Raw genomic sequence first — 25,332 nt, 5'->3', positions numbered from 1 at the left:
ATTATTCAGCAACAAACACTTCTTTCTCCTCTTTCTTTCTGGATACTTTCTCCTGGAGGTACTGGAATATGATGTACAGCACCGGTACGATAAACACACCCAGTATCACACCCGTTAACATACCGCCCGCAGCACCGAAGCTGATAGATCGGTTACCCTGTGCGGATGATCCTGTGGCGCGCATCAGCGGAGTGATACCCACGATGAACGCAAAGGACGTCATGAGAATCGGACGGAGACGAAGCTTCGCGGCTTCGAGCGCTGCATCCAGCCTGCTCATGCCTGAGCGTCGGCGTTGTACCGCGTACTCCACAATAAGGATCGCGTTCTTCGCCAACAGACCAATCAGCATGATCAATCCTACCTGCACATAAATGTTGTTGTCGATACCCACCAGACTGATGAAGAGGAACACCCCGAAGATTCCGAATGGAATGCTCAGGATCACCGCAAACGGAAGCAGGTAGCTTTCGTACTGCGCTGCCAGCAGGAAGTATACGAAGATCACGCAAAGCAGGAAGATGATGCCAGACTGGCCACCTGCTGCAATCTCTTCTTTACTCATACCGCTCCACTCGTGTTTGAATCCGCGTGGCAGGTATTTCGCTGCTGCTGCATCCACCGCCTTGATGGCATCACCCGTACTGTATCCGGGTTTCGGAACACCGTTGATGGTTACGGCATTGAAGAGGTTGTTACGTGTTACTGTTTCAGGACCGTAAGTTTTCTTCAGCGTTACCAGTGTATTCAGCGGAACCATCTCGCCATAACTGTTCTTGATGAACATATTGGAGAGCGACTCCGGATTGGTTCTGTACTCCACATCGGCCTGTACTACCACACGATAGAATTTACCGAAACGGTTGAAGTCGGAGGCAAACGTACTTCCGTACATCACCTGCATGGTGTTGAGGATATCGCTCACGGATACGCCCAGTTGTTTCGCTTTCGCTTCGTTTACATCCACCATGTATTGCGGGTTGCCCGCGTTAAATGTGGTGAACGCAAATGCAATCTCAGGAGTTCCCATCAGCGCTCCGGCAAACTTGTTGGCCTCTTCGCCGAGTTTGGCAACAGGACCGTTGGTTCTGTCCTGCAGAATGAACTCGAAACCTTCCACGTTACCGAAACCTTGTACGGTAGGGAATGCGAAGGTGAAGATGTTCGCTTCTTTGATCGAAGCAAGCGCTCCCTGCAATGCACCCATGTTATCGCCAATCGATTTCACGGCGCCACGTTTATCGAATTTCTTCAGACGAACAAACCCGATGGCGTAGTTGGAACTTGCAGAGTTGCTGAGCAGGTTGAAACCTGTAACACTGAAATATGCTTCAACAGATTCCATCTTGCTTACGATGGATTCTGCTTTTTTGATCACTTCTTTGGTTCTGTCGAGTGAGCTACCTGCAGGCAGTGTAACGTTGTACAGAATAAAGCCCTGGTCTTCTGAAGGGATAAATCCTGTAGGCGTTTTCTTGGCCATATACCAGGTGCCTGCAATTACGAGCAGCAGCGCAGAAATGGCTACCAGCTTGTATTTGGCGAGGAATTTCACGCTGCGTCCGTAGCGGTCGGTCATGGCATTGAAGCCACGGTTGAAACCTGCGAAGAAACGTTGGGAGAAATTCTTTTTCACCGGTTGTCCATGCTCGTCGTGCGCATGCGGGTTCTTCAAAAAGAGTGCAGACAGTGCGGGGCTCAGCGTTAACGCGTTCACCGCAGAGATGAGGATCGCAATGGCGAGTGTGAAGGCGAACTGCCTGTAGAACACACCAGCCGGACCCTGCATGAAACCTACGGGAATGAACACCGCCGCCATTACGAGGGTAATGGAGATGATGGCTCCGGAGATCTCCTGCATCGATTTGATGGTTGCTTCGCGCGCAGGCATCTTCGTTTGTTCCATCTTGGTATGCACCGCTTCGACCACCACAATGGCATCATCCACCACAATACCGATGGCCAGTACCAGGGCGAAGAGCGTCAGCAGGTTGATGCTGAATCCGAAGAGCTGCATGAAGAAGAACGTACCGATGATGGCCACCGGCACAGCAATGGCAGGAATGAGGGTCGACCTGAAATCCTGCAGGAAGATGAACACCACAATGAACACCAGAATGAAAGCCTCGATCAGCGTGTGTTTCACCTGATCTATCGATTCATCCAGATACTCTTTTGTAGAGTACATATTCATATACTTAATGCCCTTGGGGAAGTTCTCTGCATTCTTGCGGAGCACTTCGTTGATGGCGATCTGTATTTCGTTGGCATTGGAACCGGCCGTCTGGAAGATGGCGATACCAATGGCAGGGTGGCCTCCCCATTTGTTGTCTACAGTATAGTTGAAAGATCCGAATTCAACGCGTGCCACGTCTTTCAGTCTGAGTATGCTACCGTCTGCATTTGCTTTCAGTACCATGTTCTCATAGTCTGCACTGATGAATCCTTTTCCTTTATACTTGATTACATACTCGAAGCTCTCGTTGCTGCTCTGACCAAAACGGCCGGGAGCGGCTTCGAGGTTCTGATCCTGAATGGCGCGAACCACATCCTGTGGCGACAGATTGTTTGACGCAAGTCTGTCGGGTTTCAGCCATACACGCATCGAGTAGTCCTTCGATCCGAAACTCATGGCCTGGCCTACGCCCGGTACACGCTGAATTTCGGGGATGAGGTTGATGCGCGCATAGTTCTGCAGAAAGGTTTCGTCGAAGAGGCTGTCTGTGCTGTACAGCGCAGGCACCATGATCATACTGTTCTGCTGTTTCTGTGTGCTGATACCGGCGTTCACCACTTCGGCAGGCAGCAGGCTCAAAGCCTTTGCCACACGGTTCTGCACGTTCACCGCAGCAAGATCCGGATTGGTACCGAGCTTGAAGAAAACGTTGAGGCTCATGGAACCGTCGTTGCTGGAGTTGGAGGTCATGTAAGTCATGTTCTCCACACCATTCACAGCTTCTTCGATTGGAGTGGCCACTGCACGTGCAACCACCTCGGCGTTGGCACCAGGGTAGGTGGCCGTAACGCTTACGGAGGGCGGCGCAATGTCCGGGAACTGCGTAACCGGCAGTGTGGTGAGTGAGATGATCCCCAACAGCACCAGTATGATTGATACAACCGTAGATAGTACCGGTCGTTCTATAAACTTTTTAAACATGGGAATATGATTTTGGTCTGCTGATAAATGAATATCAGCTGATAAGTGTGTTCAGATGGTATCTGTTGAATAAAAACGGCTGCAGCAGCGGCTTACAGCGGTTTTACCTTCAGCAGGCTGTCGGCAGAAATAGCCTGCGGAACAATGGCCATGCCATCGCGCAGATTGCCGATTCCTGAGAACACGATCTTTTCACCGGCATTAACACCGGATGACACGAAATAATAATTGGCTGTTTTGCCGGTGATAGCGAGTGGTTTGCTCACCACTTTGTTGCTGTCGCCCAGCGCAAATACAAACACTTTATCCTGGATCTCGAATGTAGCTTCCTGCGGAACAAGTATAGCGTTGTTCATCAGCTGCGGAATGCGCACTCTACCGGTATTGCCCGTACGAAGTGTGCCTCCGGCATTGGGGAAACTGGCGCGGAAGCTGATAGCTCCGGTGGTTTTGTTGAACTGTCCGTCAACAGTGCTCAGTCTTCCTTTCTGCGTATACACGCTGCCGTCGGCCAGCAGCAGTTCAACTGCAGGAACTTTTCTTACTTTCTCTTCGATAGTGTTTCCCGCAAACTGATTTTTGAATGCGATGAAATCTGGTTCGCTGAGAGAGAAGTAAGCATACATTTCGCTCACGTCGGATAAAACGGTCAGCGGTTGAGCTTCGCCTTTACCTACCAGTGCGCCGGTTTTGAAAGGGATACGTCCGATGTAGCCACTCACAGGAGCTTTGATAAGCGTGTAGCCGATATTGATCTGGCTGCTGCCTACCGTTGCTTTGGCCTGTTCTGCTGCTGCTACTGCTGCTTCATAATTGGCCTGTGCTGTTTTGAGCTGCACTTCGGAAATCACCTTTGCATTCACGAGCGGCTGAAGGCGGTCTACCTCCACTTTGGCGCGTTGTACATTGGCCTGAGCGGCTGCAAGCGCACTCTTTGCATTGTTGTTCACTTCATCATAAACACGTGCATTGATCTTGAAGAGAGGCTGGCCTGCTCTTACATAGGCGCCTTCGTCTACAAAGATCTTCTCGAGAAATCCTTCTACCTGCGGGCGGATCTCAACATTCACTTTACCTTCCAGCGCTGCCTGGTAATCGCGGTAAGTGGTTGCAGGAGCTGTAGGCACTGCTACTACCGGTAACTCCGGTGGAGGTGGTGCTCCAAAGCCTCCTCCTGCACCTGGGTTGCTGGAAGATCCGCATGCGGATAATATAATAGAGGTGAGAATTACGCCGGATAGGATGGCGTAGGATGGGACGTGTAGAAACGGTTTCAAGCCTCGTCCATTGGTCTTCAGTAATGGTTGCATAACATGGTTGTTTGGGGGAAACGATCTCCCCGTTGTTAATTACAATTTTTACGGATCGGTTGTGTCTGTCTGTTCTATAAATCGTTTGATGTTACCAGAGCGGAACTCTGGCTGGGCAGGCATATCGCGCCACTCAATGTTGTTACACTATTATTTTTTCTAACAGTGTTAGGGGAGTGGACAAAAAAATTTAGGGAGCCAGGTTTTTGATGAAGCCATCGATGGCATCATCCAGAACCATTTTATTCAGTTGTTCACAGATATCTGAAGTGCGCATCATTTTTATTGCGATGAGACCGTGGAGGATACTCCAGAATGTATGCCCTTTAAGGCAGGCAGCATTCTCAGTAGCATTATTTCCAAGGAGCGCAATGATGGGTTGCATCATCAGTTCTCTGAATCCGCCTTTTTCGGGGAGGCATTTTTCCTGTTCGATGCAGGGGATACCCAGATCGAACATCACCTGATAATATTCTTTGTTGCGAAATGCAAAGTTCCAGTAGGCATCGGCCATTGCCTTGATCTGGTCGGCCGGCAATGTGTGCTTGTTGCGGGCCTGTTCCATTTTCTTTGTCAGCAATCTGAACCCATCCCGTGCAAACTCTAACAGAATGTCTTCTTTGCTGGCAAAGTGATCGTAGATAACCGGCACGCTGTATTCGATGGCATCGGCGATCTTACGGATGGACAGGCTCTGCCATCCTTCTTCCGTAACAATCCGCCACGCGGTAGCCAGGATGCTCGATCGCACCTCATCCCGTTGCCGCAACCTTCTTTCCGTTATGCCCATATCATTGTTTTACCTAACAGTGTTAGCAAAAGTAATGATGTTTAGGAAACTGCAAAAACTTTTTACAGATAAAAAAACCGGAATGGGCAGGATGGCGTACCAGACCGGATTTCGGGCCGATGAAACTTTTCCTTCAGCATAGGCACTCAACAATTGGCCATTTGTCCTGTTACTCCCTTGAATAACAATTATCTTTGCATAACTCTATGACTACGCTCGCCCCAGGATTAAGAAGAGAAGCAGGCTTAACGCTGAAACTGGCTGTTCCCATTATCATTGGCGAACTGGCACAGATGAGCCTGCACATTATCGACTCGGCGATGGTGGGCGCCATCGATTACCATCAGCTGGCAGCAGTTGCCCTGGTGATCAACACCATCAATATACCTTTTGTACTCGGCATCGGCATGACGGTAGCTGTATCTCAGATGGTGAGCCTCGCCAATGGCCGCTACGATGGCAAACTCGTATCACATTATCTTTTCAATGGATTTATCCTTTGCTCGGCACTGAGCATCGTGATATCACTTGCACTTTGTTTCGGAACAGATATTCTGCATCATCTTGGGCAGGACCCCGAAGTGGTTGTACATGCTATTCCGTTTATGAAACTCATGAGCCTCTCCCTGATACCCGGTCTGATGTTCATGACGCTGAAGCAATTCACAGACGGACTTGAGTTCACCAAAACAGCCATGATACTGTCGCTGGCTGCGCTGCCATTCAATACATTCATCAACTGGCTGCTGATCTACGGCAACTGGGGGTTCCCAAGGCTCGAACTCGTGGGAGCAGGATGGGGAACACTCATTACACGTACCGTAGAATTTATTGTGCTTGCACTCGTTATCTTCCGACATAAACTCTTCCGCAGATATATTGCTGTGGCAAATTCTCAGTGGATCATACGCCGCAAAACCATGGGCGAATTGCTGCATATCGGCACAGCCAGCAGTTTGCAGATGGGAATGGAAGCAGGTGCATTCGCCGTATCGGGCATCATCATCGGTACGCTCGGAGCAGTGCCGCAGGCCGCGCATCAGATTGCGTTGAGCCTCGCAGCATTCACGTTTATGGTATCGATGGGACTGGCACAGGCAGGCTCCATCCGCGTGAGCAATTCCTACGGAAGAGGGCAGTGGAAATTGATCGATGTAATCGGACGAAGCACCATATATACTGCACTGATCTATGGCGTGCTCTGCGCCATCATCTTCACAACATTCAGGCATTTGCTGCCTCAGCTCTTCAATCATAATACAGAAGTAGTGGCGCTCGCGGCTGTACTGTTGTTGTTTGCAGCCATCTTCCAGATCAGCGATGCCACACAGGCCATCACTGCCGGACTGCTGCGTGGTATCAAAGACGTGAAAGTGCCTACAGTGCTGATCACCATTGCGTATTGGGGAATCGGTATTCCGGTAGGATACTTGCTGGCATTCAAGCTGGAGCTTGGCGCAAAAGGCATCTGGCTCGGATTGATCACCGGCCTGACTTTCGCAGCGATCTTTCTCGCAACGAGATTTCTGAAGAGCGTGAAAAAAGAGTTGGGAGAAGAGAAATAATGATCAGTATTTCCAGCTAAATGCATGCCAGCGATCATGGATCATTTCCAGTTTATTCCCTGAGTAATTCCACAAATCATAAGTGAAAAAATCTCCGAGAAATCCTGAGAATCGCTTAGCGCCTTTCTGATTCAGGTGATTGATGTCGAAGTATTCATCATCCGGTAAATCGAGATCGATAAAATCGAAAAAAGGGATGTCCGCAAACTTTGATTTCAAAATCTGCTGAAACACAATTTCATTGGTACGATCACCTGACTTCGGATGCATGGGCGTGCGAAAGAACCATACTTTTATTGAATGCTCTCTGCAAAGCTGAACCAGTTTTTGGAGATAAAGAATATTGGTGAGAGAAAGTTGGTTATCGAGTGTGTCGGGGTCGTATCCGAGTGCTCTGATCCGCTTCAGATCATCCGGCAATTTGTTTCCTGCTAGCGATCTATATCCTCCCCATTCCATACGACGCATTACATCGTCGCCATTGCGCGATAAAGCAACAAAATTTTGTCGGGGAAAATCAGTCATGCCACTGATTGTTCCGGATTTGTTCTTGCTGAACAGCAGCGAGAATTCTTCGGCATTCATCACAGACAGAAATCTGGGTATGCGCGGTTTGAGAAATTGATCCTGCCAGATGCAGCTATCCATGTAAACATTGAACTGTTTATTGGAAACCTCGATGAATGCATTTTTGATGGAGGGGTTATTCTGAAATATTTTCCTTGCCTTGATCAGCGTGAACACATAAGCTTCGCCTTTCATACCGAGGTTTCGCGATGAGGGAAGTATCGAATCTGCGATAGAGAACTGCACATGCGAGTATCCCAGAAAAACATTGCTGGCAGCAGGTTTCAGCAGAAAGTACCGATCCTTGTTCAGCTGCGTTACAGAATAGGTGAGTATTGCTGCAGTGGCCACCATCAGCAGCAAAGAATACAGGATGATATGTTTCAGGAATTTCTTCATGCTCAGAATCTGAAATAAATAAATGGCTGATCTTTTCCCGACATGATAATAATGAGGATGGTGATGCCAAGATACATGCTCCATCTGACAGGTCTTGGCAGGTTCAGTCCGGTTTTGGCTATGGCATAAGGTTGCTCTCTTCCCATCCATTCAACTATCAGAAACACCAGTACTATTGCAACAATCAGTGTGGGAAAAACTTCCGGCATGCTGAAGAATGATGCAGAGCACATTTCTCCGATGAATGTTATGGCAGCACTCAGGTTGGGCGACCTGAAAAATATCCATGCGAAACAAACCAGCAAAAAGGTGACTGAGATGCTGAGGAATTCTTTTGGAGAAGGGAGCCATCGGCCTGCTGCAACTGTCTCGAGATGCTGTCTGTTTCTGTTCAGTAAAAGTAATGGAAGGAAGTAAGTGGCATGCAGCAGTCCCCATACGATGAAGGTCCAGTTAGCGCCATGCCAGAATCCACTCACGAGAAAAACAATGTAGGTGTTGCGGATCTTCATCCATGTGCTGCCTCTGCTTCCTCCTAATGGAATGTAGAGATAATCTTTGAACCAGCTGGTGAGGGAGATATGCCATCGTCTCCAGAACTCAGCAATGTCGCGTGAGAAATAAGGGAATGCGAAATTGCGCAGCAGTTCGATGCCGAATAATCTGGCAGTGCCGGTAGCGATATCGGTATATCCTGAGAAGTCGGCATAGATCTGAATAGCGAAGAATACAACGCCTAATGCAAGCGTGCTGCCATGGTATTGCGCATGTTTGGCGAAGATCATATCCGCGTACATAGCCAGATTATCTGCGATCAGGAGTTTTTTCACCAGTCCCCATAGTATCTGCCGCATGCCATCTGCCAGTTGCGTATAGTTGAAAGTTCTGTTGCGTTTTATCTGTGGAAGCAGGTGAGTGGCACGCTCAATAGGACCAGCCACCAGCAAAGGAAAGAACGAAACGAATACAGAGTAGTCGACGATATTTCGCTCTGCTTTGATTCTGTTGTTGTAGATATCCAGTATATAGGAAAGGCCATGGAATGTATAGAACGAAATGCCTACAGGCAATAACACATTGATAGTGGCTGCATGCATTTTGATTCCCAGCGTGGCTGCTGCCGACACGAAATTCTCCGCAAAGAAATTGAAATACTTGAACAGCATCAGTACACCCAGATTGATGGAGATGCTGATCCAGAGCCAGGTTTTCTTGGTGCTGCGGCTGGAAGCGCCATCGATACGCAGTCCCGAATAATAATCGAGCGCAGTGGAGAACATGAGCAGAAACAGAAAACGAACGTCCCAGCATGCGTAGAAAAAATAACTGCTTACCAGTAACAGCCAATTCTGCTTTACGCGATCGTGTTTGCACACGAACCAGTACAGGAAGAAAACGATCGGAAGAAATAGTGCAAAACTCAGGGAGTTGAACAGCATATAGTCAGTTGGCTATCAGATTTTTTGGATGGATCGGTGATCGGGTAAATATACAGGAATATGTGCATGCTGGCGATTCAGCCTAATAATTTCAATGATCACACCAACAATCAAAAGTGCAACAAATTATTTTAAAGATTTTTTTGAGATAATTAAGTGTAAGTGTATTCTGTTGATTATAAGTGTATTACAGTGAGTATTTTCTCTCAAAACCTATCGAAGAACATAAATATAATGTTGCAACAATGTGAACCGTTTTAGATTTACGGTGTTAATCGATTCCTTGCCGGCTCATCCACCAATAAACACAGTGGGCCGGCTCAACATTAACATACAAACAAAAGAAAAAGCAAACATGAAAAAACTCCTCTTTGTGCTTTTAGGCGGAACCATTTTTATGACCAGCTGCGTAGACAATCCGGAAGGGAAAAAAGCTGAAACCAAAGACAGCGTTGAAGCTACTACTCCTACAGGCGGCGCCACTCTCAATGTAGACACTGCAGCCAGCAGTGTAGCATGGCTCGGAAACAAGATCACCGGCAAGCACAATGGAACCATCCGCATTTCTTCCGGCGCATTGCAGCTGGCAGAAGGCAAACTCACCGGCGGTAAGTTCACCATCGATATGAACACTATCAGCAATAGCGATATTACTGATACTGCTTACAAAGCAAAACTCGAAGGCCACCTCAAAGCGGCTGATTTCTTCGACGTAGCTAAATATCCTACTGCCAACTTCGAGATCACTTCAGTGAAAGACTCTGCCAGCAAAATAACTATTGCCGGTAACCTTACACTTCGTGGAGTAACCAAGAACATCACTTTCGATGCGAATGTTCTGGAAAGCTCTGCTACTGCATTTAAAGCAAAAGCTGATTTCAATATCAACCGCAGCGACTGGGGTGTAAACTATCCTGGTAAAAAAGACGATGCTATCAGTCAGGAGATCAACCTGAAAGTTGACCTTCAGGCTAAACCTTAATTTACAGGGGTTACAATCTGTACATACGCCGGCCGGGAATTCCTGGCCGGCTTTTTTTTGTGCGGACGCCTGGGCTATTGATGGAGATGCTTGTCCCATTCGTCGGTTTTCCGCAAAAAAAATTTGGCCCCTTCATAATTCTTCTTAATTTAGTATGTACGTACATATTCACAAACGGTATGGATAAACTTGAAATTGATCATCAGAGCGCACTGCCATTACATGCACAGGTAGAAGATCTGCTTCGCAAGCTGATCGCCAAACCTGAATATCAGAATGGCAAGCTGCTGCCCAATGAGATCAATATGGCCAATCAGCTCGGCGTAAGCCGGAGCACCATCCGTCAGGCTACCAACAAGCTGGTGTACGAACGGCTGCTGATACGCAAGAAAGGAGTGGGCACCACTGTTGCCCGCAACAATATCTCTACCAAATTAGACAAGTGGGCCAGCTTCACCCATGAGATGGATGAGAAGGGAATGACCTTCCGCAACTACAGCATCAGGGTATCGAATGTAGTGCCCGACAAAGAGATTCAGCAACTCTTCAAACTCAGTGCAGGAGCCACTGTGCTGAAAATGGAACGTGTAAAAGGGCTCGATGGTGAACCGATCGTACATTTCGTTTCTTACTTCCACCCAAGAACCGGACTCACCACCGACGACGATTTCAATAAACCTCTCTATGAAATGCTGGAAGCCGATCATCATATCGTAGCCTCCGTATCAAAAGAAGGAATCAGCGCCATACTTGCAGACAAGAAACTGAGTAAACTGCTGGCAGTAGAAGTTGGCCAACCGATCCTCTTCCGTAAACGCGTGGTTTGTGATGCAGGAGACCGTCCTATCGAGTACAACCTCGGCTATTACAGAGCCGACAGATTCACCTATACAATCGACATAGAAAGACATTAATCATGCCTTCAACAATTTGCCTATAGGATAAAACTGTGCTTTTATATGTACGAACATTCGGACATTTGATCCCCAACTCTTCAATGCTTAATTAATGAGAAAGTATTTATCTAACGAAACGCTTGCCGCCCTGTTCACAGGATTTCTCTTCCTGTGTTTCATACCCCAGGGCATTGCCCAGGAAACTGCTTCGAGGAAAATCACCGGTAAGATAACCGGCGCATCCGGCTCTCCGGTCGAAGGCGCCACCATCTCCGTAAAAGGCCGTTCAGAAAGTACGGCTTCCAGCAGATCCGGGCAGTTTTCCATCACTGTTCCCGCGGGAACGGATTCCATCATTGTATCGCATGTATCCTACGTTACACAATATGTAGCCCTGGGTAACAACACCAATCTCAACATCACACTGGTAGACCTCAATGCTGAGCTCTCGCAGGTGGTAGTGATCGCTTACGGCACTACCAGAAAAAGCGATCTCACCGGTTCGGTTGTTTCTGTGAAAGCTGATGAACTGAAAGCCATCCCGGCTACTTCTTTCGATCAGGCACTGCAGGGCCGTGCCGCCGGTGTGCAGGTAACCCAGACATCGGGCAAACCCGGTGCAGAAGCAAGTATCCGTATCCGTGGTACCAGCTCCATCAATGCCATGAACGAACCCCTCTATGTTATCGACGGAATGCTCATGAGCAGCGACGGCGGCGATATGGAAGGCGGTGTTACCAGAGGCCCCAGACTGGGACCACTCAGCAGCATCAATCCGGGAGACATCGAGTCGATCGAAGTGCTCAAAGATGCCTCCGCCACTGCCATGTACGGCTCGCGCGGTACCAACGGCGTAGTGCTCATCACTACCAAAAGAGGCCGCAACGGCAAAACTCAGGTGAACCTCGAAATGTATCAGGGGTATCAGAAAGTAGCCAACAAACTCGATCTCCTCAATGCAGCTGAGTTCGCCGACTTTGTGAACGATGGCAAACTCAATGCAGGCCTCACTCCTGTATACGTAAACCCTAAGAATCTCGGCAAGGGCACCGACTGGCAGGATGAACTCTATCGCACAGCTCCCATGAGCAGCGTGCAGGCATCCGTAAATGGCGGTGACGAAAAAACGAAGTTCGCGCTGAGTGGATCTCTCTTCAATCAGCAGGGCATCATTGTTGGTTCCGATTTCAAACGTTATTCTTTCCGTGCCAATATCGATCATAACGTCAGCAAGAAATTTGGAGTGGGCGCTAATGTGGCTTACAGCCGCATCAACAGCCAGGGTGTACTCACCAACGGCGAAACCATCGTGCCCGGTGTTGTAACAGGCGCCATTCTTTTCAATCCGATCCAGAAAGTATACGATGCTTCCGGGCCCGGCGGTTACACGTTTGAAAACAACCGCGGCAAAGTGCTGGGCAATCCAATTGCCGAAGCCAGAGAATATTTATCCAACACGGTGGTAGGTCGTGTTATCGGAAACGCATATGCGAAATACTCCATCACCGACCATATCGAATTCAAAACAAGTTTTGGTATCGATGCCTTCAACAACGATGAAAGCAGTTTCGGTCCTAACTTCCTCAAAAGAACACAGGCCAGCAAAGGTGAAGCTGCACTGGCTAAATCGAATGGCACCACCTGGCTCAACGAAAACACCATCACCTACAATCAAACATTCGGTAAGCACCGTTTCAATGCTGTGGCAGGTTTCACTGTGCAGCAGTTCGCTAACGAGAAGTTGAGTGTGGTTGCATTCGACTTTCCTGACAATCGCACCGGATATCACAATATCTCCACAGCGCTGAAACCACAGAAGCCCGCGAACTTCGAATCAAGCTGGAGCATGGTTTCATGGCTTGGTCGTGCAAACTATACGCTCAGCAACAAATACCTGTTCACGCTTACCGGTCGTGTAGACGGAAGCTCCAAATTCGGCGCCAACAACAAATATGCTTTCTTCCCATCTGGCGCATTCGCATGGAGAGTGTCGCAGGAAGATTTCATGAAAGGAATGGAAACTACCATCTCCGATCTGAAGCTCCGCACCAGCTATGGTACCATCGGAAATCAGGCGATCAGGCCTTATCAGAGTCTGCCGTTGATTGGTCCATTTGGCGAGGGTGTTTTCAATAGTCCACTTGGTTCCGAAGTGTATACCGGTATGGAGCCTATCAGCTACAACAATCCCGATCTGAAATGGGAAACTACCCGTCAGTTCGACATTGGCTTCGATCTGGGTCTCTGGAATGATCGCGTAACGGTTACTGCAGATTATTACCACAAGAAAACAAATGATCTGTTGCTCGAAACGCCCATCCCCGCCACCAGCGGATTTGGTGTAACCATGATGAACGTGGGAAATATCGAAAACCATGGTTTCGATCTCGATCTCCGCACCATAAATGTGAAAGGTGATTTCAACTGGAACAGCGCGCTCAATTTCTCACTCAACAGAAACAAGATCACCAATCTCAATACCGATAAGGATGTGCCGCTGCTGAATGGCATCATGCTCAGAAAAGGCGAACCCGTTGGCGCATTCTACGGATATATTTTCGATGGCATCTTCCAGTCTGATGAAGAGGCCGCCAGCAGTCCGGTTTTGATAGGGCAGGAGCCAGGCTCTCCCAATGCCGCATCACGCGCCAAAGCCGGCGACCGCAAATACCGCGATCTCAACGACGATAAGAAGATCGATGGAAAAGATCGCACCATCATCGGAAATGCACAACCGAAATTCACCTGGGGATTCACCAATAATTTCAACTACCGTAACTGGACGCTGAATGTATTCATCCAGGGATCGCAGGGCAACAAGCTGGCCAATCTGAACAACTTCGATCTGCTCAACTTCAACGGACAGAACAATGTGCTCGGAGAAGCCGGACGTGATCGCTGGACGCCCACCAATCATTCCAATAAATATCCGCGTGCACTGGCAGCGGGGAGCCTCGATCAGGGCATTTTCTCTACCGATCTGCTCGAAGACGCTTCTTACCTGCGACTGAAGAACGTGCTGCTCAGCTACGATTTCAGCAACAGGCTGCTGAAGAAGATCAATATGCGCAAACTTCGTGTGTACGCCAGCGTAACCAATCTGCTCACCATCACAGGATACTCAGGTTACGACCCTGAAGCCAATAACAGCGGTCAGTCTACCGCTATCATCGGCATCGACAGAGGAGGATATCCTCAGTCGAGAACCTTCCTGTTCGGCATTAACCTTGGGCTCTAACATTGTAAACTGCTGTAAAAATGAAAACAAGAAAATATTCCTTACTGGCACTTATCGGCATCGCGATGCTGAGCCTCGGATCCTGCTCCAAATTTCTGGAAGAGAATCCGAAGGACAGAGTGAACGTAAACAACTTCTATAAAACCGAGCAGGATGCCATCTCTGCCGTGAATTCCATCTACGCCTACCTGAACTCCTACAACGCAGGATCCACGGCTGGCGTATATCACAGCTCTTTCTGGGTTGCAGCCGGACTCGCATCCGATGAGATGGTCAACAACCAGCTCGGCACGCCGCAGTTCGATCAGCTCGGCACTTTCACCTACGGACCACAGAATTCGGCACTTACCGAAATCTGGATCATGCATTACAAAACCATCACACTTGCCAATATCGCCATCGAGCGCATCCCGCTGATAGATATGAATGTGACGCTGCGCAACAGACTCGTCGGCGAAGCGAAATTCCTTCGCGGTCTGATGTACTTCAACATGGTTCGCATGTTCGGAAAAATTCCCTTGGTGCTGAAAGAAAAAGAGCCGCTCTATCCAACCGTTGCCGATCCCAATGCGATCTACGATCAGGTGCACCGCGATCTGCAGGATGCACAGGGCGCCTTGCCCGATAGTTACGATCCCAAAAATGGTCGTGGCCGCGCCACCAAAGGAGCCGCGCTTGCCATCGAAGCAAAAGTGTATCTCACGCAGAAAGATTTTGCCAAAGCTGCTGAGAAAGCCAAATTGGTGATCGACTCTAAAAAATATGATCTCTGGGAAGATTTTGCCGATGCCTTCAAACTCGCCAACCGCGGCGGAAAAGAAGCGATCTTCTCTGTAGGTTTTGGAGATGCAGGCGGTGCCATCATCTTCTGGGAAGTAGGACAGTTCCTGGTTCGCCTCCTCCCGGCTGCACTCAGCGAAGAAGGTGTGGTGAATGCTCAGGGCTGGCAGATACCTACTCAACAACTTTACGACAGCTACGATTTTCAGGATCGCAGAAGAGCCGTAACATTCATCACAAGCATTCACAAAAAAGACGGATCGATCGAAACCATCCGTCCATATATTCAGAAATACTGGGACAGAGTGGCTGAGCCAAAGGGCAACGAATCTTCTCAGGATTTTCCGGTGATCCGTTACTCCGATGTATTGCTGATGTATGCAGAAGCCATGAATGAAAACGATCAGCCACTGGTTGCACACGAATACATCAACAAAGTGCGCAAACGTGCGCGTTTCGATGGAACCACTTACCAGAATACAGTTCCCGATTATGTTAATCTCGGTAAAGATGCTTTTCGTGCAGCAGTACTGAAAGAACGCAGACTCGAATTCGTAGCAGAAGGTCAGCGCTGGTTCGATCTCGCACGCACGAACACCCTGTCGACCTTGGTGCCGCAGGCAAAGCCAGGTGTAACGCCGGCTGCAAGGAATCTGCTCTTCCCGGTTCCGCAGTCCGAAAGAGATCTCAATCCTAACCTTACCCAAAACGATTATTGATTTTCTAACGAACCAAGATATTGTTTCACCAAAAAGACCGAGCATTGGAAATTTCAAATTTTGACAAGTACCCCGCCATCAGTATCGATGGATATGAAGGATGGAATGGCTGGGCTGCCGTAGCCTCAGCCCTGAAGCAGCAACTCGATGCTGCCGGAAGAAAAAGAAATGTGATGGCCGTTGAGTGCTATCACGGTGTGCAGATGACAGAAGTACTGGCACAGTTTAATCAGGCATTCCCAACTGCCCGCGTCTTTGAGACTTCATCCGCTCTGTTGCCGGAGCAGGCCATCGATGAGATGGTGTACCCTTATGTAACTGATGATCCTGTTTTCGGATATATCTCTCCGTTAACATTGAATCAATTCTTCGATGCAGGAAAGATCGGAGCGATGCAGCAGGATATCACCGCTGCAACCGAAGAACTGATAATCGTGATCGGTGCGGGAGCATCACTGGCAGTGCCACAACCAGACATGCTGGTGTATGCCGATATGCCGCGATGGGAGATCCAGCTTCGTTTCCGCAGAAACGAAATCAGCAATCTCGGAGCCAGCAATCTCACCGATTCTTTTGCGTACAAATACAAGCGTGCCTTCTTTGTGGACTGGCGTGTATGCGACCGGCACAAAACTACTTTGATGCATCGCTGGGATTTCGTACTCGATACCACCAAGGCCGGTGATCCTAAACTGGTGCGCGGAGCCGCGCTGCTGGCTGCTTTGAAAGAAGCTACCAAACGGCCTTTCAGAGTGGTGCCGTTCTTCGACCCCGGTCCATGGGGTGGACAGTGGCTCAAAGAAGTGGCCGATCTCGATCGCAACGAAAAGAACTTTGCCTGGGGCTTCGATTGTGTTCCGGAAGAGAACAGTCTGCTGATCCAGTTCGGCAATACGCTCTTTGAAACGCCGAGCATCAATCTGGTATTCAATCAGCCTGAGCAGCTGCTCGGTAAAAAAGTATACGAAGCATTCGGCGCCGAGTTCCCCATCCGTTTCGATTTTCTCGATACCATGGAAGGTGGAAACCTCAGTCTGCAGGTGCATCCGCTGAAAGAATACATCCGTGAGAAATTCGGCATGGCCTATACGCAGGATGAAAGCTATTACTTCCTCGAAGCCAAAGACGATGCGTTTGTTTATCTCGGACTGAAAGAAAACATTCAGCCCGAAAAAATGATCGGCGCGCTCGAAGCGGCACAGGAAGAAGGCGGCTTCTTCGACGCGGAGAGTTTCGTAGAAAAATGGCCCATCAAAAAACACGATCATGCTCTCATCCCATCAGGCACGGTGCATTGCTCCGGCGCCAACAGCGTAGTACTTGAAATAAGCGCTACACCGTACATCTTCACTTTCAAACTCTGGGATTGGGGACGCATGGGTCTCGACGGAAAACCACGCCCCATCTCACTTGCACACGGTGAGAAAGTGATCCAGTGGGATCGTACCACCGAGTGGACCAGCAAACACCTGCTCAACAGAGTAGAGCCGATTGCCGAAGGCCCGGGATGGAAAGAAGAGCGTACCGGACTGGATGAATTCTCGTTCATCGAAACAAGAAGACACTGGTTCACCCAAAAAGTAACTCACCGCACGGAAGGACGATTCAATGTACTCAACCTCATCGAAGGAAGAGAGGCTATTGTTGAAAGTCCCACCGATGCGTTCAAACCATTTATTGTTCACTATGCTGAAACCTTCATTGTACCTGCCGATGCAGAGGAATATACCATTCGTCCGCACGGAGTAAGTGAAGGCCGGCAGTGCGCCACTATCAAAGCATATGTGCGCACTGAGCATCTAACCAACTACAGGATAAACTAACTGTTATGCACAAACAAGGATTACAATACGTTTACAAATGTACCTATGTGGCGGCCGTAGGTGGACTGCTGTTCGGATACGACACGGCAGTAGTAGCTGGCGCCATCGGGTTCATTGAACAGAAATACGGGTTGTCGCCCGCCATGGTAGGATGGGTGGCTTCCTGTGCGCTGGTAGGCTGTGTGATCGGAGCTATGTTTGCCGGAAGCCTCAGCGATAAGATCGGCAGAAAGAAAGTGCTGATGATCTCTGCATTTGCTTTCGCCATTTCTTCACTCGGCATCATGCTCCCGTTTGGATTGAATGCGTTCATTGCTTTCAGACTCATAGGAGGCATCGGTATCGGCATTGCATCGATGTTATCGCCCCTGTACATTTCTGAGATCGCCCCGGCTAATATCCGCGGGCGACTCATTTCCATTTACCAGATGGGCATTGTACTTGGCATCCTCCTCATTTATTTCGTCAATGCCTGGATTGCAGGCCTGCACAACGATGCATGGAATATCGAAAGCGGCTGGCGCTGGATGTTTGGCAGCGGTCTGCTTCCTTCCATACTCTTCATCGTATTGCTGCTGAATGTTCCCGAAAGCCCACGCTGGCTGGCTCAGCAGAACCGTCTCGGAGAAGCGGAAGCCATTCTCGCCAAAGTGAACGGAACGGAAAAAGCGAAAGAAGAACTCGCATCCATCAAAGCTGCTATGAAAGAAGATACTGCCACTTCTTTCGGAGCATTGCTGAAACCCGGTCTCCGGTATGTATTGATGATCGGAATCTTCTTAGCCATTCTCTCACAGGTAACCGGCATCAACGCCATCATGTACTATGCGCCGGAGATCTTCAAAAGCAGTGGCGATGGGTCTTCCAGCGCCCTGATGCAAACTGTTTTGGTAGGAGTGATCAATACACTTTTCACCATCGTAGCCATCCGGTACGTAGACAAATGGGGAAGAAAAACTTTACTGCTTATTGGAGCTGCCGGCATGACCATTTGTCTCGGTCTTGTAGGTGCAGCCTTCCATTTCGGGATCACGCAGGGTTCGATGGTACTCGTGTCTATCCTTGCGTACATCGCATTCTTCGCTATCTCTCTTGGTCCACTTACGTTTGTAGTGGTGGCAGAGATCTTCCCAACGCATGTGCGCGGAAGAGCCATGAGCGTTGCGATCTTCTTTCTCTGGGCTGCCGTGTTTGTGGTATCGCAAACATTCCCGATGCTGAAATCAGCTTTCGGTCCGGCTCCCACTTTCTGGATCTACATGGTGATGAGCATCATTGCCTTCTTCTTCGTTTGGAGAATGGTGCCCGAAACCAAAGAAAAATCACTCGAAGAGATCGAGCAGTTCTGGAAGAATAAACAATAACCTGCTTTCTGTTTATACATAATTAAATCTAACGATCATGCGCCCATATTCCCTCACCATCCTGCTGGCAACCTGCCTGTTCACATTCGCAGGATGTAAAAAAGATGCAGACCCAAACATTCCGGTGATCACACTGAGTACAGAAGAGATCAGCGGAAAATCTGATAACGTTATCGAAGTAACGGTCGATATGACCATTCCCGACGGATGGAAATCCCTCGAAATCAGCAAAGGCGTGAACCTGAAGCCAGATGCGAATTTTAAGCCCGTATTGCCTTCTATCGCAGACCTTGGCGAAAATAAATACCGGTACATTTTCTACTACACCCTTCAGCAAAATGAGATAGACAAACTGGTTGGTTTCAATTTCAAACTCACCGACAAAAAAGAAAGGGTAGTGGAGAAAGATCTTACCGTTAACACCGTAGCCAATCCGGCAGAGATCATTTACAAAAGGAAATGGTTGCTGAAATCTATTCTCAGAGAAACTGCTTCACCCGCAGAAGAAACCATTAAACCTTGTGAAAAAGACAATGTGTTCACCTGGAAAAAAGACAGCACCATCAATCTTTACTACGGCACATCTGCCTGTGATTTCGATGGACTGAACGTTTATGATAAATGGAGACTGGAAGATAATGACAAAACCTTTGTGCAGGAGTACTATGCACTGTTCAATCCCAGCAGCAGAACGGTAGAGAAATACAATGTACGCAGCATCACCAACGATAAACTGGTGATGGACATTGTACTCGATCTCTCCTGGCTCGGCCCGCCATACACGGATAAGGAGAAGTTCGTTTACACATTTGAATCCACTCTCTAAATCCTATTGTTATGCCGCAATCAATTGCCAGACATACAGTACGTGCTGTTTCCTTTGCCTTCGCTTCGTTGCTGATGGCTGCCTGCAGCAACAGTGCACAGCAACCACCTGAAGAAAAGAAAAAGCCCAGCCTCGACTCGCTCAACTTCACTGCAACCGAAGCGCCTGAATGGAGCAATCTCTTCAAACGTACATCCGGATGGTTCGGCGGTGATGGCATATTTGCTGTAACCCGCAATGGGCGCGAAAATCCCGGTTCCAGTGCTGGTAGTGAAACAGTGATCTGGTTCAGCGATACCATGCTTGGTGAGATCGAAAAAGATTCACTGAAGCCGGGATATGAAATGATCCATAACTCTGTTGCTGTACTCAAAGGCTCAGAACCCAAAGACGATCGAATTAATTTTCAGTGGAAGAAAGAAGACGGAAAAAATCTGTCACTTTTCAAACCCACCACACCTGCAACCGCAGCTGGTGACTACTATTGGCTGGGCGATGGATTTGTGAATCAGTCGAAGAACAACGATCTCTATATTTTCGGATACCGCATCAAAGATATTGCCGGAGGCGGCGCTTTCGGATTCAAGGAAGTAGGCAACACGCTGGTGGTAATTCCTGCTGCCAGTAAAGCTCCCTTCGCCGATCAGCGTCAGCTGGATATTCCTTTCTTCCTTGGTAAAGATGTAGACAGCGCCGGCTCATTCGGAGCAGGCATTTACGTGAACACCAAAGAAGCCGGAGCCACTGATCCGGATGGCTTCGTTTACATTTACGGCGTCCGCGGAAAAACAAAAGCGCTGATGATTGCGCGCGTGCAACCCGCTTCCATAGAGGATTTCAGCCAATGGAATTTCTGGGATGGCAAAGACTGGACCAGTGATGTATCGCGCATTGCAACCGTAACAGACAAACTCTCCAACGAACTCGGCATGATGCGCCTGCGCGATGGCCGCTATGCACTCGTGTTTCAGGAAGAAGGTCTAGGAAAGTATGTTGCATTGCGATTGGCAGATTCGCCTGTTGGTCCATTCGGAAAAGTAATCCGCCTGTTCGACTGCAGCGCATCTGTAGCGGAGGATAAAGATTTCTTCCCGTACAATGCCAAAGTGCATCCTGTACTTTCAACGCCCGATGAACTGCTGATCAGCTACAACGTAAACTCTTTCGATTTCTTTACTGATGTGAAGAAATACCCTCAACTGTATCGTCCAAGATTCGTTCGTGTAAAAATCAATGAATAACATGCGCGCTATTATTTTCAATATAGCACTCTCCGGTTGGGCTGTCATCGGCAGCCTGACCTCTTTTGCTAACCCTCCTGCCTTTACATTGGCCAATACCATTCAAAGCAATATGGTGGTGCAGCAGGACAAACCATTTAGGGTTTGGGGATTCGCTGCAACCGGCTCTGGCATTACTGTACAGGCCGATTGGATGCCGAAGCCGCAGCAAACGAAATCTGTTGCAAACGGACAATGGTTAACAGAAATTCCTGTGCCGAAAGCGAAAGCGGGCGACTTTACTGCCCATAATATTCGCATCTGGTCTGGCAAAGACACCGTTTTGCTGACCAATGTTATGATCGGAGAAGTATGGCTTTGCGGAGGGCAAAGCAATATGGACATGGAACTGAAACCATTCTATCCATGGCTTCGTGGTGTATTGAACTTCGAGCAGGAGATCAATAACGCCAATTATCCAGCCATTCGGTTGTACAATGTGCGCACAGATTTCAAAGCAGAGCCACAGGCCGATTGCATCAATGGTGCATGGAAGATCTGCACACCGGATGCCGCCAAAGATTTCAGTGGCGTTGCCTATTTCTTCGCAAGAGAATTGTATCAGAAACTGCAGGTGCCTGTTGGCATGGTAGTGAGCAGTGTCGGCGCTTCGAGTTGTCAGGCATGGACCAGCCGTGCTACACTGGAAAGCGACAATGTGCTGAATCAGAAATATCTCTATCCTTACGATACAAGTGCTGTGTCGAAACAAGTTCCGGACTCTGTGGTCACTTTCGAGAAGGTTTTGTATCCGACATTATTTTACAATGCGATGATTCATCCGCTGCGCAATCTTAGTCTGAGCGGATTTCTCTGGTATCAGGGAGAGTCGAACAGAATGGAACGCAGCAGCTACACCCAACTCACAGCAGCGATGGTGAAGAACTGGCGTACATTATTCGCTCAGGGAGATCTTCCTTTTTACTATGTGCAGGTAGCGCCATTCAAATGGGAAGGCGATACCACCAGCACTACTTACTATGCGCATTTCCGCGAAGCACAGGATAGCATCCGGTTTGCATCTCCGAACACCGGAATGGTGGTTACCATGGATATCGGCGAAGCCGATGATCTGCATCCGCGCAACAAACAACAGGTGGGCATCAGACTCGCAAAACATGCACTGGCAAAGAATTACGGAAAACTGGCTGCATGGCGCGGTCCTGAATACAAAAACATACGCATCGAAGGCAATACAATCAAAGTGATATTTCAGCCGGGCTCTACTGCAGCCGGATTGAAAACGAACGATGAACAACCCGTCCTGCATTTTTATGTGGCAGGCGCCGATAAGAAATTCTATCCGGCAAAGGCTGTGATACATGGGCATGAGGTATGGGTGCAATCCGCTGCTGTAGCCAGCCCTGTGGCAGTGAGGTATGCCTTCAATAATTATCCTGTTACCAATCTCTGCAACAGTGATGGAACTCCTGCTGCGCCATTCCGCAGCGACAAATGGCCCGAACATCCTTAATCATTATGCATTAGTATCATGAAAAAATATCTGCTTGGCATATTATCGATTTTATTGGTTGAGGTTCTGATAGCCGGTCCGGGCAATATTGCCCCACAAGCCACTGTTACGGTCTCTACTTCACTCAAAGGTTTTGAAGGGAATGCCGTAACAGATGGCTGGATCGGTATCCATGGAAAAGGAGAGTGGGCATGTGAAGGCGTTACTACAGACTGGGGTTATATCCGTTTCCCGTGGATTCAGCTGGAGTGGAAACAACCGCAGACCATCAATCGCATCGTGCTCTATGATCGCCCTGGTATGGAGGATAATATTGCAGGCGGTCGGCTCGAATTCAGCGACGGCAGCCGCATCTGGGTGAATCAGCTTCCTGCGGATGGCAGTGGAAAATCATTTTCATTTCCCGATAAAACCATCACCTGGGTAAAGTTTGTTGTAACGGACGGAACCGGAAGTGATCTCGGATTATCCGAGTTCGAAGTTTTTGAATCACCTGTACAGAGCAAAGATTATGTGAGCTGGGTGGATCCTTACATCGAAACCAATCGTGGTCGTTACTTCTTTTTTATTACGGGCAATCGTCCATTCGGAATGGTAGGGGCCGCTCCGCATACACGCAACAAAAATCAGAATGGAGGAGGATACAATTACAACGAGAAAGAAATACTCGGCTTCGGACAGATCCATTGCTGGATGCTTTCCGGCATCGAAATAATGCCTGCCGCACCTTCCGTTGATCCAACACTCGGCGAAGCAGGATGGAAATCCACTTTCAGTCATGACGACGAAATTGTGCAACCCGGCTACCAGCGCGTGTTTCTGCAAAATCCTAAAACATGGGTGGAGCTTACTTCTACCGATCGTGTGAGCTTCTACAGATTCACTTTCACCAAAGACATGGAAACGCGCATCCTCACCAATCTCGGTGGATACATGGGTAACAGCACCATGGCCAACACGGCATTGCGCAAAGTAAATGATCACGAACTCGAAGGTTCCTTCAGTTCCATCAAAAGATATTGGGGTGGACCAAAAGACGTGAAGGTTTACTTCGTAATACAATTCGATAAACCTTTCGATGCATTGAACGGATGGAAAGGAAAAGAACAACTCAAAAATGTTCAGTCGTTGCAAGGCGATGGTGTTGGACTTTCTCCTACCTACAATGCCAAAGCAGGTGATCAGGTGAAGATGAAGATTGCGATCTCCTACACCAGCATCGACAACGCACGCAAAAATCTTAATGCTGAATGCACCACCTGGAATTTCGATGAAGTGAAACAAACCTCTCAATCCATCTGGAATCAATGGCTGGGAAAGATCGACGTGAAAGGTGGTACCACCGCTCAGAAAGTAAAATTCTATACCGATCTATGGCATGGCCTGCTCGGTCGGCATAAGATAAATGATGTATCCGGCGATTATCCCGATCGTACAACAGGCAAGCGCGACGGCACTTTCACCGATGCCGTCTTCAAAATAAAAGCAGTTCCTAAAAACGCTGATGGCACGTTAAAGTTCAATATGTACAACTCAGATGCATGGTGGCTTACACAATGGAACCTGAATGTATTGTGGGGACTTGCCTGGCCCGAAGTGCAGGATGAAATGAGTGCGAGCATGCTCGAATATGCCAACAACGGAGGACTGCTTCCGCGTGGTCCATCCGGCGGCGGATATTCTTACATCATGACCAGCAATCCCGCTGCGAATCTTGTAGTAAGCACCTACATGAAAGGATTGCTCACCAAGTCCGATCCGCTTCGTGCATACGAGATCGTTAAACGCAATCAAATGCCCGGAGGCATGCTGGGCGGTGGACCGGAAGGCAAACCCGAAGACGTAACCTTCTACATCAAAAATGGCTGGTGGCCCGGCAATGCAGGCATCACCATCGAAGCAGCTTTTCAGGATTGGGGCGTAGCACAGATGGCAAAGAAACTGGGAAAGAAAAAAGATGAACAGGAATTCATGCGCAGATCGCGCAGCTGGATCAACTGCTTCGATACCACACAGAAATTATTATTCCCCATAGGACGTGACGGCAAATTTCTGCACAGCAATCCGCTCAGCGGCGAAGGATGGGTAGAGGCCAATGCATGGCAGGCTACCTTTGGTGTATCCCATGATATACCAACACTTGCAAAGATGATGGGGGGAGAAGACGTGCTCTGCGAAAAACTCAATTACGCATTCGAGCGCGCATCAGCCAGCGATTTTGTATTTGCTTACAATGATGGTTACATCAGTTATGCCAATCAACCCGGTTGCTCAAATGCCCATGTATTCAACTATGCGGGCAAACCGTGGCTGAGTCAGTATTGGGTACGAAGAGTGAAAGAGCAGGCATATGGAGGCATCACACCCGATCTCGGTTATGGAGGTCATGATGAAGATCAGGGACAGATGGGCGGCGTGAGCGCATTGATGGCAATGGGACTGTTCAGTCTCACCGGCAATCAGTCTGCAACGCCAGTGTATGATATCACTTCACCGATCTTCGATACCATCACTATTCAGCTGGATAACCGCTACTACAAAGGAAAGCAGTTCGTGATCAGAACGCATAATAACAGCGCAGAGAATATGTACATTCAGCGTGCTACGTTGAATGGAAAAGATCAGCAAAAGGCGTGGTTCAGTCACGATCTTTTTGCAAATGGTGGTGAGCTGGAACTCTGGCTCGGCAATCAACCGAACAAAAACTGGGGAAAATAAGAAGA

Annotated in this window: 16 protein-coding genes; 11 read left to right on the top strand and 5 right to left on the bottom strand. The window is 48.5% G+C overall.

All coding sequences use genetic code 11. From position 1 onward, the window contains the following. Position 1 precedes the first annotated feature (1 nt). The 3 genes from HHL16_RS12650 to HHL16_RS12640 form a co-directional block, all read right to left on the bottom strand. Positions 2-3,157 carry an efflux RND transporter permease subunit gene (locus tag HHL16_RS12650; RefSeq protein ID WP_169425559.1) on the bottom strand — a complete coding sequence of 1,052 codons (3,156 nt, stop codon included), beginning with the start codon at positions 3,155-3,157 and terminating at the stop codon, positions 2-4. A 92-nt stretch (positions 3,158-3,249) separates the two neighbouring features. Continuing rightward, on the bottom strand, positions 3,250-4,467 hold the full coding sequence (locus HHL16_RS12645; RefSeq protein WP_169425558.1) for an efflux RND transporter periplasmic adaptor subunit: 1,218 nt from the start codon (positions 4,465-4,467) through the stop codon (positions 3,250-3,252). A gap of 190 nt (positions 4,468-4,657) precedes the next feature. Beyond that, a complete protein-coding gene (locus HHL16_RS12640; protein ID WP_169425557.1) occupies positions 4,658-5,257 on the bottom strand; it encodes a TetR/AcrR family transcriptional regulator in 600 nt (199 codons plus the stop codon). A gap of 206 nt (positions 5,258-5,463) precedes the next feature. Between HHL16_RS12640 and HHL16_RS12635 the strand changes: the two genes are divergently transcribed. Next, complete coding sequence (locus HHL16_RS12635; protein ID WP_169425556.1) at positions 5,464-6,822, top strand: MATE family efflux transporter; 1,359 nt, start codon at positions 5,464-5,466, stop codon at positions 6,820-6,822. A gap of 3 nt (positions 6,823-6,825) precedes the next feature. On the opposite strand, the gene HHL16_RS12630 is transcribed toward HHL16_RS12635, so the two are convergent. Together HHL16_RS12630 and HHL16_RS12625 are read right to left on the bottom strand one after the other, a co-directional pair. Then, on the bottom strand, positions 6,826-7,788 hold the full coding sequence (locus HHL16_RS12630; RefSeq protein ID WP_169425555.1) for an SGNH/GDSL hydrolase family protein: 963 nt from the start codon (positions 7,786-7,788) through the stop codon (positions 6,826-6,828). A gap of 2 nt (positions 7,789-7,790) precedes the next feature. Then, the gene (locus HHL16_RS12625) at positions 7,791-9,227 is read right to left on the bottom strand and encodes an MBOAT family protein (protein WP_169425554.1); all 1,437 of its coding nucleotides are present in this window, start codon (positions 9,225-9,227) and stop codon (positions 7,791-7,793) included. A 355-nt stretch (positions 9,228-9,582) separates the two neighbouring features. Between HHL16_RS12625 and HHL16_RS12620 the strand changes: the two genes are divergently transcribed. From HHL16_RS12620 to HHL16_RS12575, 10 genes are all read left to right on the top strand, one after another. Further along, a complete protein-coding gene (locus tag HHL16_RS12620) occupies positions 9,583-10,209 on the top strand; it encodes a YceI family protein (RefSeq protein WP_169425553.1) in 627 nt (208 codons plus the stop codon). 179 nt (positions 10,210-10,388) lie between these two features. Continuing rightward, positions 10,389-11,123 carry a GntR family transcriptional regulator gene (locus tag HHL16_RS12615; RefSeq protein ID WP_169425552.1) on the top strand — a complete coding sequence of 245 codons (735 nt, stop codon included), beginning with the start codon at positions 10,389-10,391 and terminating at the stop codon, positions 11,121-11,123. A gap of 94 nt (positions 11,124-11,217) precedes the next feature. After that, complete coding sequence (locus tag HHL16_RS12610; RefSeq protein ID WP_169425551.1) at positions 11,218-14,343, top strand: TonB-dependent receptor; 3,126 nt, start codon at positions 11,218-11,220, stop codon at positions 14,341-14,343. Between the two features lie 20 nt (positions 14,344-14,363). Next, positions 14,364-15,842, top strand: coding sequence for a RagB/SusD family nutrient uptake outer membrane protein (locus tag HHL16_RS12605; RefSeq protein ID WP_169425550.1), 1,479 nt, complete (start codon positions 14,364-14,366; stop codon positions 15,840-15,842). Between the two features lie 44 nt (positions 15,843-15,886). Further along, positions 15,887-17,665: a class I mannose-6-phosphate isomerase gene (locus HHL16_RS12600; protein WP_169425549.1), complete on the top strand. Its 1,779-nt coding sequence runs from the start codon at positions 15,887-15,889 to the stop codon at positions 17,663-17,665. A 5-nt stretch (positions 17,666-17,670) separates the two neighbouring features. Further along, positions 17,671-19,029 carry a sugar porter family MFS transporter gene (locus HHL16_RS12595; protein WP_169425548.1) on the top strand — a complete coding sequence of 453 codons (1,359 nt, stop codon included), beginning with the start codon at positions 17,671-17,673 and terminating at the stop codon, positions 19,027-19,029. 37 nt (positions 19,030-19,066) lie between these two features. Further along, positions 19,067-19,855 carry a hypothetical protein gene (locus HHL16_RS12590; protein ID WP_169425547.1) on the top strand — a complete coding sequence of 263 codons (789 nt, stop codon included), beginning with the start codon at positions 19,067-19,069 and terminating at the stop codon, positions 19,853-19,855. An 11-nt stretch (positions 19,856-19,866) separates the two neighbouring features. Further along, positions 19,867-21,096 carry a DUF4185 domain-containing protein gene (locus HHL16_RS12585; protein WP_169425546.1) on the top strand — a complete coding sequence of 410 codons (1,230 nt, stop codon included), beginning with the start codon at positions 19,867-19,869 and terminating at the stop codon, positions 21,094-21,096. 1 nt (position 21,097) lies between these two features. Beyond that, positions 21,098-22,609, top strand: coding sequence for a sialate O-acetylesterase (locus tag HHL16_RS12580; RefSeq protein WP_169425545.1), 1,512 nt, complete (start codon positions 21,098-21,100; stop codon positions 22,607-22,609). 18 nt (positions 22,610-22,627) lie between these two features. Then, the gene (locus HHL16_RS12575; RefSeq protein WP_169425544.1) at positions 22,628-25,327 is read left to right on the top strand and encodes a GH92 family glycosyl hydrolase; all 2,700 of its coding nucleotides are present in this window, start codon (positions 22,628-22,630) and stop codon (positions 25,325-25,327) included. The last annotated feature ends 5 nt before the right edge of the window (positions 25,328-25,332 follow it).

Origin of the sequence: Pseudoflavitalea sp. G-6-1-2 (genome assembly GCF_012927185.1) — a bacterium.
Lineage (GTDB): Bacteria > Bacteroidota > Bacteroidia > Chitinophagales > Chitinophagaceae > Pseudobacter.
The sequence above is the reverse complement of the archived record's forward strand: the minus strand, read 5'-3'. Positions and strand labels throughout refer to the sequence as shown.

Bases quoted from the DNA above. Each gene is read 5' to 3' on its own strand.
- HHL16_RS12595 (WP_169425548.1), top strand. From the start codon at position 17,671: ATGCACAAACAAGGATTACAATACGTTTACAAATGTACCTATGTGGCG.
- HHL16_RS12575 (WP_169425544.1), top strand. From the start codon at position 22,628: ATGAAAAAATATCTGCTTGGCATATTATCGATTTTATTGGTTGAGGTT.
- HHL16_RS12590 (WP_169425547.1), top strand. From the start codon at position 19,067: ATGCGCCCATATTCCCTCACCATCCTGCTGGCAACCTGCCTGTTCACA.
- HHL16_RS12620 (WP_169425553.1), top strand. From the start codon at position 9,583: ATGAAAAAACTCCTCTTTGTGCTTTTAGGCGGAACCATTTTTATGACC.
- HHL16_RS12580 (WP_169425545.1), top strand. From the start codon at position 21,098: ATGCGCGCTATTATTTTCAATATAGCACTCTCCGGTTGGGCTGTCATC.
- HHL16_RS12640 (WP_169425557.1), bottom strand. From the start codon at position 5,257: ATGGGCATAACGGAAAGAAGGTTGCGGCAACGGGATGAGGTGCGATCG.
- HHL16_RS12610 (WP_169425551.1), top strand. From the start codon at position 11,218: ATGAGAAAGTATTTATCTAACGAAACGCTTGCCGCCCTGTTCACAGGA.
- HHL16_RS12635 (WP_169425556.1), top strand. From the start codon at position 5,464: ATGACTACGCTCGCCCCAGGATTAAGAAGAGAAGCAGGCTTAACGCTG.
- HHL16_RS12645 (WP_169425558.1), bottom strand. From the start codon at position 4,467: ATGCAACCATTACTGAAGACCAATGGACGAGGCTTGAAACCGTTTCTA.
- HHL16_RS12615 (WP_169425552.1), top strand. From the start codon at position 10,389: ATGGATAAACTTGAAATTGATCATCAGAGCGCACTGCCATTACATGCA.
- HHL16_RS12605 (WP_169425550.1), top strand. From the start codon at position 14,364: ATGAAAACAAGAAAATATTCCTTACTGGCACTTATCGGCATCGCGATG.
- HHL16_RS12585 (WP_169425546.1), top strand. From the start codon at position 19,867: ATGCCGCAATCAATTGCCAGACATACAGTACGTGCTGTTTCCTTTGCC.
- HHL16_RS12630 (WP_169425555.1), bottom strand. From the start codon at position 7,788: ATGAAGAAATTCCTGAAACATATCATCCTGTATTCTTTGCTGCTGATG.
- HHL16_RS12650 (WP_169425559.1), bottom strand. From the start codon at position 3,157: ATGTTTAAAAAGTTTATAGAACGACCGGTACTATCTACGGTTGTATCA.
- HHL16_RS12625 (WP_169425554.1), bottom strand. From the start codon at position 9,227: ATGCTGTTCAACTCCCTGAGTTTTGCACTATTTCTTCCGATCGTTTTC.